Source organism: Nocardia sp. NPDC004604, assembly GCF_040609795.1.
In the GTDB taxonomy this organism is placed as follows: domain Bacteria; phylum Actinomycetota; class Actinomycetes; order Mycobacteriales; family Mycobacteriaceae; genus Nocardia.
Genome location: NZ_JBEXLC010000020.1, coordinates 12,178 through 24,429, shown reverse-complemented (window position 1 = coordinate 24,429; position 12,252 = coordinate 12,178). Strand labels below are relative to the sequence as shown.

Annotated in this window: 13 protein-coding genes; 6 read left to right on the top strand and 7 right to left on the bottom strand. The window is 65.2% G+C overall.

The window, feature by feature from the left end:
• Positions 1–255 precede the first annotated feature (255 nt).
• Positions 256–1,731, bottom strand: coding sequence for a serine hydrolase domain-containing protein (locus tag ABZW16_RS10160; RefSeq protein ID WP_354954264.1), 1,476 nt, complete (start codon positions 1,729–1,731; stop codon positions 256–258).
• Between the two features lie 426 nt (positions 1,732–2,157).
• The gene (locus ABZW16_RS10155) at positions 2,158–3,036 is read right to left on the bottom strand and encodes a hypothetical protein (protein ID WP_354954262.1); all 879 of its coding nucleotides are present in this window, start codon (positions 3,034–3,036) and stop codon (positions 2,158–2,160) included.
• A 118-nt stretch (positions 3,037–3,154) separates the two neighbouring features.
• On the opposite strand from ABZW16_RS10155, the gene ABZW16_RS10150 reads away from it, so the two are divergent.
• From ABZW16_RS10150 to ABZW16_RS10140, 3 genes are all read left to right on the top strand, one after another.
• Positions 3,155–4,063, top strand: coding sequence for a sigma-70 family RNA polymerase sigma factor (locus ABZW16_RS10150; RefSeq protein WP_354954260.1), 909 nt, complete (start codon positions 3,155–3,157; stop codon positions 4,061–4,063).
• A 132-nt stretch (positions 4,064–4,195) separates the two neighbouring features.
• On the top strand, positions 4,196–5,011 hold the full coding sequence (locus ABZW16_RS10145; protein WP_354954258.1) for a class I SAM-dependent methyltransferase: 816 nt from the start codon (positions 4,196–4,198) through the stop codon (positions 5,009–5,011).
• Positions 5,012–5,061: 50 nt separating this feature from the next.
• Positions 5,062–5,226 (top strand): hypothetical protein, encoded by a 165-nt coding sequence (locus ABZW16_RS10140; protein ID WP_354954256.1) that lies wholly within the window; start codon positions 5,062–5,064, stop codon positions 5,224–5,226.
• On the opposite strand, the gene ABZW16_RS10135 is transcribed toward ABZW16_RS10140, so the two are convergent.
• Positions 5,213–5,914: a MarR family transcriptional regulator gene (locus ABZW16_RS10135; protein WP_354954254.1), complete on the bottom strand. Its 702-nt coding sequence runs from the start codon at positions 5,912–5,914 to the stop codon at positions 5,213–5,215. The two genes, ABZW16_RS10140 and ABZW16_RS10135, sit on opposite strands and share 14 nt — an antisense overlap.
• Before the next feature lie 793 nt (positions 5,915–6,707).
• Here ABZW16_RS10135 and ABZW16_RS10130 point away from each other — a divergent pair.
• On the top strand, positions 6,708–7,049 hold the full coding sequence (locus tag ABZW16_RS10130; protein ID WP_354954252.1) for a glycine zipper domain-containing protein: 342 nt from the start codon (positions 6,708–6,710) through the stop codon (positions 7,047–7,049).
• Positions 7,050–7,407: 358 nt separating this feature from the next.
• On the opposite strand, the gene ABZW16_RS10125 is transcribed toward ABZW16_RS10130, so the two are convergent.
• The 3 genes from ABZW16_RS10125 to ABZW16_RS10115 form a co-directional block, all read right to left on the bottom strand.
• The gene (locus tag ABZW16_RS10125) at positions 7,408–7,794 is read right to left on the bottom strand and encodes a hypothetical protein (protein ID WP_354954250.1); all 387 of its coding nucleotides are present in this window, start codon (positions 7,792–7,794) and stop codon (positions 7,408–7,410) included.
• On the bottom strand, positions 7,791–8,198 hold the full coding sequence (locus ABZW16_RS10120; protein WP_354954248.1) for a VOC family protein: 408 nt from the start codon (positions 8,196–8,198) through the stop codon (positions 7,791–7,793). The genes ABZW16_RS10125 and ABZW16_RS10120 overlap by 4 nt, the downstream gene beginning before the upstream one ends.
• 140 nt (positions 8,199–8,338) lie before the next feature.
• Entirely contained in the window at positions 8,339–9,265 is a 927-nt protein-coding gene (locus tag ABZW16_RS10115) for an AraC family transcriptional regulator (protein WP_354954246.1), read from the bottom strand.
• Between the two features lie 75 nt (positions 9,266–9,340).
• On the opposite strand from ABZW16_RS10115, the gene ABZW16_RS10110 reads away from it, so the two are divergent.
• Both ABZW16_RS10110 and ABZW16_RS10105 read left to right on the top strand, forming a co-directional pair.
• Positions 9,341–10,192, top strand: coding sequence for an NAD(P)H-binding protein (locus ABZW16_RS10110; protein ID WP_354954244.1), 852 nt, complete (start codon positions 9,341–9,343; stop codon positions 10,190–10,192).
• Positions 10,189–10,644: a nuclear transport factor 2 family protein gene (locus ABZW16_RS10105; RefSeq protein ID WP_354954242.1), complete on the top strand. Its 456-nt coding sequence runs from the start codon at positions 10,189–10,191 to the stop codon at positions 10,642–10,644. The genes ABZW16_RS10110 and ABZW16_RS10105 overlap by 4 nt, the downstream gene beginning before the upstream one ends.
• Positions 10,645–10,767: 123 nt before the next feature.
• Here ABZW16_RS10105 and ABZW16_RS10100 read toward each other — a convergent pair whose 3' ends face one another.
• On the bottom strand, positions 10,768–11,694 hold the full coding sequence (locus ABZW16_RS10100; protein ID WP_354954240.1) for an LppP/LprE family lipoprotein: 927 nt from the start codon (positions 11,692–11,694) through the stop codon (positions 10,768–10,770).
• Positions 11,695–12,252: the final 558 nt, after the last annotated feature.

Genomic DNA, 12,252 nt, shown 5'->3' with positions numbered 1-12,252 from the left:
AGGGGTGACGAACAGGCACGGGTCCGCACTACCTATGACACCAGATCATCGACAGCGGTGCGCGGCCCGACACGACGGCCCCACATCAACGAAGGCACCTCATCGCGGAGGATCCAACCGCTCTCGAGTGCGTTCGACTCGCGATAGTGCCGCGACCGCGCGTTCAATCGGGGACAAACGTTGTCCAGCAGTTGATCTCGCGAACGCGTGCTCATAACTACCGCACGACGAGTCGCCTACGGCCCGAGACATACATCAACCGCACAGCGCCAGTTGGGTGAAAGCCCGAAGCGCATCGTCGATGGGATGGGACTGCGGCTTTCCTGACGAGTCGAGTCGGTTCCATCGCTGCAGGTTCACCGCGATGGACATTTGCCGCTTGCCGTCAGCGCTGGTCATGGATATCGCGCCGCCGCCCCAGACCGAACCGTCATGGCCCCAGTAGGTGCCGTGACCGGGCACCGTCATCTTGTGCAGGCCCAGACCGTAGTCGATTGTCTTACCTTCGAAGGAGATGACCGGAACAGTATGTTGCATCTGCTCCAGCGCTGCTCGGCTGATGATTTCGCCTGCCAGCAGCAGGCCGAAGAAGCGGTTCAGGTCCGCGGCGGTCGATATCAGCGAAGCCGCCGGCCCCACCCACGACATGTCGTAGACGCTGTAGTCGCGGGGCGGGTCGATCATGCCGAACCACGCCTCGTAGTGCAGTGAGTGCGGTCCGTTGATATGCGGTCCGGCTGGGAGTTCGGTGTCCCGCAGCCCGGCGCGCTCGATGACGTTGCGAGTGATGCATTTCTCCGCCGAGGTACCGGTAACCGACTCCAGGAGTTGGCACATGAGCAGGTAATTAGTGTTCGAATACACCCCCGGAGTGCCACCCGGCTTCCCGGTGGCAGGCGCCGACACCCCCATCTCGATCAGCTCGGTCGCGTGAAACCTGGTGAACCGGCTGTCATCCAGGCTTGCCGGTGTCGTTTTCGCCAGGTCCGGGAATGCCGCGAGGGACGGGTAGGCATGCGGGAGGTAGTCGGCGAGGCCGCTGGTGTGGTTGATCAACATCCGGACCGTGATCGCCGCACCTCGTTCGCCGGGAACCAGCCGCGGCAGGTAGTGGCCGATGGGTGTGTCGAGCGCTATTTCGCCGTCGTCGACCAGCTGCAGCACGGCGGCGGCGGTGAACGTCTTGGTGATGCTGCCGACGCGGTGTCGCATCTCGACTTTGACGGGGCGGCCGGTGGCGACATCGGCTACTCCGGCTGCGCCGCACCAGATTTGGTCGTCGTCGCGCACTTCGGCGAAGACTCCGGGCATGCCCGCGCGATGGACGGTCGCCAGCAGTCGCCGAGCCCGCAATCCCCACAGGTCCTCCAGGGCGACAACGCCCCGGCCCAAATCTGTTGGGGAAATACCCAAGAGCGAATACGCCTGTATCGGCGACAAGCGAACCTCGATGCACTCTGCCCGCTCGCCACGAACACGCATGGCCTCGATGGGAAGCCCGGCAACGAAGCCGCCGAGCGTTCGCCGCCCGACAGCATCGTCGACGATCAGCCCGCGATCCCCGAATTCGATCAGCACAGTGATCGCCGCCGTCCCGGCGACCCGAAGATCCACCCCGGCGCCACCCGCATCGCGGTAACCGATGATCGCGGCTCCCAGCGGCACGGCATCGGCCGGACCTGCGAAATCCCACCCCGCATCAGACTCGCGGCCGAAGTCCACAGTTCCCACGCGTCCAGGCTACGGAATGGTGCGGACACCGCCATCGCTCACGCAGGCCCGTCCGCGGGCGATCTGAGCGGTGAGATCGACTGCGACTCAAACCCTCCTGATGATGCCGCAGTACGCGTATTCCCGTGGTGACAGACCCGGCGGTCGACGATCGGCAGGAATCCATTGCGGCGGAGGGAACCTAGCGCCACGAACTGGATTCGGTCAGGCAGACGCTGGCCCTGCACAACAGCGAGCACCGAGCCACGAGATCGTCACTGGCACACCGGCTCGGTTACTCCGATGCGCGGGCATTGCGCCGTGCGGCCCGGCGCGGGGATTCCCGAGCCGATGTCGAACGTCAGGCCAGCTGAGTGGATTGTCCTGGATAAGACACACTCGCTATCAGGTTGCTGCAGAAAGATACCGCCGTGGCCATCACTGCGGTCAGTTGTTCCTGGTCAGGGAGCCCGAGGTCATCATGAACGGGATGCTGTGATCCTGTCCCGCCAGGATGGCGGTTTGATGTCGCTCGTCGTCGGCGATCGACCAGAACGCCAGCGTGGTTGCGCCGCAGGTCTGCGTGGCCGGGGACAGCTCGGCGGTATTCCCATGGGCCTCGAAGGTCCAGCTGCAGCCGTCGGCGGTATGCGCGGTGACGGTGCTGCCCGCCGACGGGGCGAAGGTGACCGGCCCGGACATGGGAGCGGGCGTGAACGGCAGGGGAATGAAGTAGGAGTTGGTGGCGGCGTTGGTGGGGAAGGGCGCGCGGTCGAAGGTCCAGGTACCGCTGAAACGCCGCGCGGTGTCGGCCTGCGTGCCCGCGGCGGCGTTGCTGCGGCGGCCGTCGACCAGATCGAATCCGAAGGTCCCCGGGCCGAGATAACTGTTGGCGTGCAGGGTTTCTCGCTCGATGCCGTCATCGACGGTGACGCGCCAGCGGTCTATGTTGTAGCCGGATCCGATCACCTGGTTGAAGCAGTACTGGGTGGTGGAGGTCATTTCCAGAGCGTCCCCCACGGGCCGGAAATGCCAGGTGCAGCCCTGATCGGTGTGGCCAAGGACCTCGCCGTCGGCACCGCGAGTGAAGGTAATGGTGCCGATCTGCGGAATGTCGGGCCGGTATCCGAACAGGTCCATGGTGGCGATGTTGGTTCTGGTGACGTGGTCCGGCTGGTCGTAATTCCATGTGCCCAGGTATTTTTCGACGGATCCGGTCGTTTCGGCGGACGCGGTCGAATCCGCTCCGGCCGGTACCGGGGCGGTCGCGAGGCCGGCCAGCGCCAGGGCTGCGATCGCGGTGAGTCGGCTCGAACTGCGCAACATGAGGTCTCCTCGAATGATGCTTCGTGTTTTGCGGGTCGGCACTATGACGAGGCGGGCGGCGGGAAAGTTACCGCGCCGGATCGGTAACTTTTCACCCCGCCGTCTCGTCGTAATCGGTATGGAGACTCATGGCGACCAGTTCACCGCGCTGTGGGATGCGCATCGCGCCTACCTGGTGGACCTGGCATTCCGAATGCTCGGTGACATCGCGGAGGCCGAAGACGTTGCGCAGGAGGCGTTCCTGCGCCTCTCACGCACCCCCGCGGACGAACTGAACAACGTCCGCGGCTGGCTGACCGTGGTGACCGGCCGCCTGTGCCTGGACCTGATGGGCAGTGCCCGGGCCCGGCGCGAGCAACCCGGCGACCCGGAGCTGCTGAACTCGGTGGTCTCGCCGGGCGTCGACCCGGCGGACCGGGTCACGCTCGACGATCACGTCCAGTCGGCACTGGCGATAGTGCTGCAGCGCCTGAATCCGCCCGAACGAGTGGCGTTCATCCTGCACGATGTATTCGCGCTGCCCTTCGAGGAGATCGCGGCGATCTTGGGCCGTCCAGCGGGTACGTGCAGACAGCTGGCGCGACGGGCCCGTACGAAGATCACCGGGGCGACGGCAGCTCCCACGATCGCAGCGGCTGATCGCGCGGTCGTCTCGGCCGACCCGGTAATCGATCAGGCCACGGCATCAACACACCGAGCCGTCCTGGACCGGTTCATCGCGGCCTGCTCCGGCGGCGACCTCAACGCCCTGCTGACCGTGCTGGCCCCGGACGCCTGGGGATCGGCGACCTTCGTTGCGGGCTCGCTGCCGACCCCGGAGGACACCCACGGCGCGACGGCCGTGGCGTCGAACCTGCTCAGCTACTTCGGATCCGGCGCGACGCTGGTGTCACACCCAGCACCCGCAACCGTGGGCGTCCTGGCGTACCACAACCGCGTGCTGTACGGCATGCTCGTGCTCACGATGCGCGGCGACCGCGTGGCGGGCATCGAGGCGATCGTCGACCCGACGATCCCCATGGCGTGAGGACGGCCTACCGGTGCGCGCACCGTTCGCGCGCCGCGACGGTCGCCCTCTCCACTGCCTTTCGGTGTACACGCGGCACCCGAAAATCGGCTTGTAGCCGTGGATTCGTGAAATGTGAGTAGTGTCGCTGACGTGGAAGACGCTGGACTCGTCGGAGTGCAGAAGACCTTCAGCCCCGTCCTCAGGGCCAAAGCACTGGACAACCGGCTGCCCGATCCGATCCTCGGCGACAAATACGCCGAGCAGACAATGCGCCGCCTCGACCCCGACTACGACAAACGCAGATTCGGCACCAACCAGATGGGCCTCGCCGCCGTGGTACGCACCAAGGCCCACGACGACTGGGCCCGAAGCTTCCTCGCCGATCACCCCGACGCGGTGGTGCTGCACCTTGGCTGCGGCCTCGACGCCCGCGTGTACCGGATCGACCCGCCCGCCACTGTCGACTGGTACGACCTGGACTACCCCGCCATCATCGAACTGCGGCAACAATTCCTGCCGCCGCGAGCGCACTACACCCTGATCGGCTCCAGCGTCACCGACCTGACCTGGCTGGACCGTATCCCCCGCAGCCGCCCCGTGCTGATGATCGCCGAGGGACTGGTCCCCTACCTGACCGAAGCCGATGTCCGGCGACTGCTGACCAGCATCGTCGACGCCTTCCGCACCGGCCAAATACAGCTCGACACGGTGCCGGTCTGGGCGTGGCGCACCTCGAAATGGGACCCCACCCTGCGCAAATACGACACCCAATTCCACTGCGGCTTCAACGATCCTGCCGCGCTGGCCGATTGGCACCCGCGCCTCGAATACGTCGACGAGGCGCCGATGAACGACTCACCGGTGCTGATGGCCAAGGCGCCCGCAAACGTACGCCGCATGTTCCGCCTGTTGAACCTGCTACCGGGCATGAAACGGTCCACCCGCATCGTGCGGTTCCGGTTCTGATACGCCGACGGACCCGGCACAACGAGCCCGGCCGGGAGGAGCACGGCGTGGTGCTGGCCTGGGCACGGGTGGAGCTGCCCGACCACGTCGAGTTGCTCGTCGATCCGGACGCTCTCGAGCTGCTGCCCCACCTTCTCGGCCGGTCCGCCCGGATGGGCTCCGGCGCTCGGACGGCCGCCGAGGAGGCTGTCGCTGCTCGTCTCAGGGGACGGTGACGCGATGTAGCCGTGGTAGTGCGCGCAGCAGGACCCATCGTTGCACCGCATTGCTCCCGGTCAGGCGGCGTAGTTGTTTGGTTGCGTCGCCGACTGCCCGGAATGCATAGGGCACCATCTCGGTTTGGTAGGCCGACAGCGCGTGCTCGAGTGGATCACCCTGCACGGCAGCATGTTCCAGCTTGGTTGCCAGCAGAGCCGCATCCCGCAATGCGGTATTGCCGCCGTGCGCTCCAACGGGTGGCATCGCCTGCTGGTGTCGAACCCCGACCGCGGCCCAGGACTCGATCAACCGGTCGAGCAGCCGGGTGAGGTTGACGACGTCCTCGGCGGACCAGTCGGCGATCACCGCGCCGAATACCTCGTCTCCCACGTCCAGGAACTGCTGGAGCTCGGCCCGGCCGGCGTCGGTCGCCTCGACCAGCACCGCACGTCCGTCGGCCGGGTCCGGCGAGGTCTGTGCCAGACCTGAATCAACCAGGGCGCGAACGTGTCTGGTGACCGACGACGGCAATGCATCCAGCCGCTCGGCGATCTCACCGGACCGCACCGGACCGGACTCCGCCGCGAGCTGGAGCACCCCGACCCGCATCGGGTCGAACGCCCGCGAGGTACCCAGCCGCATCGCCTCGGCGAAGCGAAAGGTCATCCGCGCCAGCTCCGACACCTGTTCCTTATTTGCTTCCATGAAGCAAATAAATCACTTGTTTCACTGAAGCAAACAACTGAACCCTGAACTGAGCCAACAGCTTCGCCGCAACTAGGCAATGACGTGCAGAAAGGCCGCTCATCGGCTACTCGAGCCTGGCGTGAGGGCCGGCTCCCGGCCGGGATCTGGTCCAAGTACCCGGTGGGATACTCCCCGAAGCGGCTGCCCGCCAGCGTGATCGGCGTGGCTCTCTCATGGCTTGCCGCCCACCGAGTGCCGTGCGGGACTGGCTGGAAACGGGAACGCACGGTCTGGAGGAGACCGCCAGGTGTTGCCCTGCACCTGCCTCCAGGCCGTGTCCACCCGCCAAGAGCATCGAGCGAAAAGGTTTGCGAGCTCGGCCAAGTGGCTCTGTCCGTGGGCGGCAGTTATTCGCGAATCCTGGTGGCGTGTCGCCACAGGTATGCACCGAAGATATCCGCGATTGGACGAACAGGGTCAGGTCGGCGTCTCGCGTTCGACCGAGCCTCTACCCCTCTCCAACATCCGAAATGCCGATGCACGGACCCCAATTCGCCACATACCGGCCTATTCGCGCGAGCACACCGGTGCTGCCCCTGATCCGATGATCCCGACTGGACGGTCGGGTCTCCGGTGATCATTTTGTGATGTCAGTAATGTGCGAATTCGCATGTAGCGCAGTATCGTCGGGCGCGGTGCGCAATAGTGGCCGCTCGATTGCTGTCTATTCATCAGAGCAGCAAGAGGCAGTCTCCCCCTGATGAAGTAGTGAAACTCGGTTGTTCCGAGGGTCCGAAAGGTTAGGAAAAATATGTTCCGTTATGCCCTGGTCAAGACGAGTCGCGTCCTTGCGGTGAGTGCCCTGCCGTTAGCTGCGGCCGTCGTATTCGCGGGCGCGTCTTCCGCCTCCGTGGATCAGGCTGCTGCGGCGGCACCGGTTGTTGCCCAGCCGATCGCCGGGCTCCCGCTGGAGGTCACCACCAACCCCGACGCGCAGTACCCCGATCCGGTGCTGAACGGCGCGGCTGCGGGCGCTGCGATCGGCTCCGCCACCGGTTCGTTCATCGATCCCGTGCCCACCCTTCTCGGCGCCGTGATCGGCGGGATCGTCGGCGCGGTCGCCCCTGGCGTCGTCCCCCAGATTCTGCCCTGATCCCCTAGGGCACAACCCTTTTCGTCGAGTCCGAGCAGTTCGAGCTGCTCGGACTCGACTGGTTCACCGACTGTGCACTCACCTCGCGGTGCGGATAGACACCGCGTTCCGCTCGTACTAACGATCGGCGATGCAGGACGTTCCACGAACGGCCAATGGCCCGAGACGATCTGATTCCGTTGATCTTCCGATGAGGCCGTGCGGCCGTTTCGGTCAGCGCGGTCGGGGCTAAGAGCGGACATTTGCAGCCGAGAATAGTGCGAGCTGTCTCCCCAGCGTGGAACTATGCGCAATGGATAACGTAGGCAGGCACGGTGAGGCGGACTGGATGGTTCTGGCACGAGATGAGGCATTGGCGTTACTGGCAGATCCGCTCTCGGCGCGGCGACGGCGCGGTGCCAAACGGCTGCGTGCACTCGCCGACCCGACGACAGCAGCCCAGATTCGCACTGCGCTCGAACGTGAAATGCTGGACCGACGCACCTGGGAGTCGCAGTATCAACTGATCATGGCCCTGGGTATGACCGGTGGCCGCGACGACGTCGAATTCCTGAAAGGACTGGCACGCCAACCTCGCTCCACGACGACAGTGAACGCCGCGCTCGGAGACGCGATCGTCCGGCTCGGTCGTGCGGTCGACAACGACCCGGCCCCAGCGCTTTGGTGCCTGCGGCAAGATGCCGAACTGCTCGCCGACGGCGCGCTGCGCGCGGTTGCCGCGGAGCGGCGGGCCGTTTCGGGTCATGGCATGGACGGCTGCGCTGGACCGAGAAGGTCCCACCGGTTGCCGGATATGTCGAGAAAGACGGCAACTCGTCCGTAAGGCTCGCGACGCGGCCTGATCACGAATTCCACTCCCGCAGCAGTCATTCGGCGGTATGCCTCATCGAAATCGTCGACGCGCAGGAAGAATCCGACGCGACCGGCCACTTGGTTGCCGATTACGGGAAGTTGCAAGTCGCCATCGGCTCGGGCCAGCAGGATGCCCGTGGAAGCAGCGGGCGGGCGCACAACAACCCATCTCTTCGGGCGGCCGTCGTTTGTCAGCGAAGGCGAGTCCTCGATCAGGTCGAAGCCGAGGGCTCGCACGAAGAAGTCGATGGCCGGGTCGTACTCCGCAACCACGATCGTGACCAGTTCCACGTGCACGGTGCCAGCGTATTGCGCACAGAGCCCCAACTATCGGCTCTTGCCGCTGAGTGAGCGCTTCGGCGGGGTCGGCCTACGGCGTCCCATGCAGCCGATGAGCGGGCATTGGTGAGGTGCTAGGTCCGATCGCCGTCGTCTGTTTACGTTCCGTGGATCGGCTCGGATGGTCTGGCGAGTTCGGTTCGACGCCATTGACCTGGTGGTTGTCCGTGGTGGCGGCGGAAGGCGGCGGCGAAGGCGTTGGGTGAGGTGTAGCCGGTGCGATCGGCGATCTGGGCGAGGGTCAGTTCGCCGGTGCGGAGGTGGTCGCGGGCGAGGGTCATCCGCCAGTCGGTGAGGTACTGCAGGGGCGGCTGGCCGAGTGCGCGTTCGAAGTGGCGGGCGAAGGCAGGGCGCGAAAGTCGGCTCAGGGAGGCCAGTTCGGGCACAGTCCAGGGATGACCAGGCTCGGAGTGAATGGCATGTAGAGGTGCGGCCAGCCGGGAATCTTTGGCAGCTCGGTACCATGCAGGCGCTGTCGGGTTCTGCTCGAAGTAGGCGCGCATGGCCAAGACCAGTAGCACGTCGAGGAGTCGATCGAGCACGGTTTGTTGTCCGGGGGCCGGTCCGCTCAGCTCGCGCGACAGCATTGCGATGACATCGTGCAGGGGGTCGTTGGCGGCGGTGCGCAGTAGCAGGATCGGGGGCAGTGTCCGGATCAGGCCGAGACCGACGTCGCCAGCGAATCGATATGCGCCACAGAGGAATACCGTCGCATTCCGGAGGTCGGTGTGCTCGTCGTCGGTGTGAAGTTCGCGGAAGCGTTCCGGTGAGATGCAGACTGCGCGCGGCTCGTGTGCGATGTGGTGGTCACGGCCGCCGCGGACCAGCACCAGGTCGCCGGGCGTCAGTTCGATCGCATCGTCGTGATCGTCGAGCCACAGCCAGGCGCGGCCCTGCACGACGGTGTGCACGGTCAGCTGGATGGTGCCGGGCAGCTGCAGCCCCCAGGGGGGCTGCGCGATCGAGCGGGCAAAGACACCTCCCGACGCGCGGGCACACGCCAGGTGTTCTTGCAGAATATCCACTAGATGAGAGTATCTCATCGGAATTGGAGAGTTTCACACATTGATCAGCTCGATCGAGGAGGACAGGATGGGCGTATGACGACTTCGACTGCTCTCACGCTCGTGCTCGGCGCCACCGGCAAAACCGGCTCGCGCGTCGCGAGCAGGCTGCGTGCGGCTGGGATTGCGGTGCGCACCGCCGCCCGAGCCACCGCCGATGCGCACTTCGATTGGGACGACCCGCATACCTATGCACCGGCACTCGCGGGTGTCGAGCGGGTCTATCTCCTCGGTCCGGTCGGGCGTATCGACTTCGCCGGGCAGGTATCTACGTTCCTGGACAAGGCCGAGACCGCCGACGTCGGTCACGTCACCTATCTCAGCGCCTACGGTGTGGACGCCGCGCCACCGCAAATGGCCACGCGCAGTGTCGAACTCGACCTGATCGGCCGCGCGGGCCTCAGCCACACGATCCTGCGTCCGGCGTGGTTCATGCAGAATTTCAGCGAAACCTTCCTCGCTCCGATCAACGGCGTCATCGCTGTCCCCACCGGCAACGGCGCGGAGGCGTTCATCGACGCGGAGGACATCGCCGCGGTCGCGAGCGCGACTCTCGCCGATCCGGCGGCACACACGGGCGCGGAGTACACGCTCACCGGTCCCGAAGCGATCACGGTCGCCGACGCGGCCGCCATCATCAGCAGCGTCTCGGGCACCGCGGTCAACTATTTCGACATCGACCGCGACGAATGGATCGCCGCCGCTATTGCGGGCGGAATACCGGCCGAGTACGCGCCGGTGCTGCGCATGCTGACCGAAACCATCGCGTCCGGACACGGTGCGCAACCGACCGGCGATGTGGAGAAGGTCACCGGAACAGCACCAACGAGTTTCACCGACTTCGCCCACCGCACGGCGGCGGCCTGGACCACCGAGGCTGCCCGATGACTCCGATCGGCGATCTCGGCGACTTCCGTGCCTTGGACCCGTTCTTCCGGATCATCGAGCAGGGAGTGGCCGGCCTCGTGGACGGTGACCACTTCTTCGACATGCTCGCCGAGGACGTCGTCATCGAATACGTGATCACGGTTCCGGGTTATCCGCGCCGGGTGGTCGGCCGGCAAGCCATCGCCGATCTGTATCGACCCTACGGCGAGGTGTTCGTCCTCGACCGCTGTCACGACCTGGCCGTGCACCACGACAAGGACTCCGGTGTAGTTGTTCTCGAATACGCTTCCCAAGGCCGGACCGTCGCGACCGGTGCCGCATACGCCAACCGCTACATTTCGGTACTGACCATCGCCAACCGCAAGATCGTGCACTGGCGCGACTACCTCGACCCGCTAGCGGTCTTCGACGCCATCGGCTGGCCCGCCGACACCGGCGACGAGCGAACCTGAACACGAAACGCAAGTACCGCCGCGGCCTGACAAGATGATTTCTCCTGCGCCAGGCCGACATCCGCTATCGCCGCATATCGCGCTGACCGAACCGGGCAGCGAGAATAAGACGGCGGGTGCGATTCAGCGGCAGATCTTGGCTGCGACATCGCCAGGCACGCCGATCTCGGTGCAGTGCAGCGCGCTGCCGAGGTCCACAGGCTTCCAGCCTCCGTCGGCCGCCACGTAGTGGAACAAGACTTGGGCTCGGTTGACAGTATTGTTGTGGGTTCCCGTATGGGCCATCGCCCACTCACCCGCACAGTCGATTCGATCCTCGAGTTCGATCGGCCTCGCCAACCGCGACTCGATGTCAGTGCCCCGCAACGCTTCCAGCAAAACGGCCTTGGTAACCGGGCACACCGGCGGCGAGCTCGCTGAACTCGGATCGATCACCTCCGTCGGGAAGTCACGATCCGGGGTCACCGTGCGATCGTCGGCGCCCAAGGTGAGAGTGACAATGACCGGCCCACCCGAGGGACAGCAACTGGCGTCTTTACCCGTCAGCCAACGGTACTGGACCCCGACACTGCGATCGGACGAGCCGACCACCTGCGTATAAGCAGTCGACCTCTTGGTCGCGGTGCCCAGATAACCTGCGTGGTTGAACAGCATCACATGCCAGGGCGAGCTAGCGGTGCCGTGCGGAGTCCCAGCGAGCACCCACAGTATGGCGGGACAGGCGCCGACGGGGGCGTCAGTGCCGCTATCTGCATAGAACCCGTCGCCACCGACACCGCTACCGAGTCTGCCGAGCGCCGCCGTGACCACCGCCGACTTCAGATCGACGCATCTAGCGTTTCCGGCAGTAGCAGGAGCATTCTCACCCGCAGGCGGCGTGGCTCCCGGTGACTGCTCAGTGACGGGAGGCTGAGCCGATCCCGGCACGGCAACGGTAGCCGAGCTCGACACCGACGACCCCCCGGACGTCTGCGTCGTCACGCCGTCCTGACATGCCGTCGCCAGAGTCGCCGCCGCGACCGCCACGATGATGCCGATGATCCTTTTCATCGAATGCCCTTTCCCCTCGGTACTACAGAACACTTCGCGTCCCGGACGAAGTTCGTTGCGCCCCTGCTTTCATGGGCACACCGCCCTGCGTCCTCATCAACCGGCCGGCGACACCACCGAGGACACCCAACCCGGGACCTACCGGATCGGATTCGAGCAAACCCGCGCCGACCGAATCGGCAACAGTGGGCAATCGCGACGCGAGACCTGTTGTAGCTCAGCGCATCCTTCTTTGCCGAGATACCGCCAAACGCCCCAGCCGATGACTAGGCCGATCGGCTCGGTCCAGTCGTTTGCGCTTCGCAGAACAGGCGGTTGGTATGAATACCGGTAGCTAACACAGCTTCACACGGCCAGTTCACTTCTTCGGCTGCAGATCGTGCCGAAGTAGGCTCTGTTGCAGCAGCTTTCGTGCGCACACGAAGCAGATGTCGGGTTGACAAAATTTCCATGGGCAGCGAGGGTTGTCGCGGCTACCGCCTTGGCGAGCCGTTCGATGGAGGGGGTCTCAGATGTCGGTTCACCAGAATAAAACGGTGCCTGCATGGGGCGCCAGAT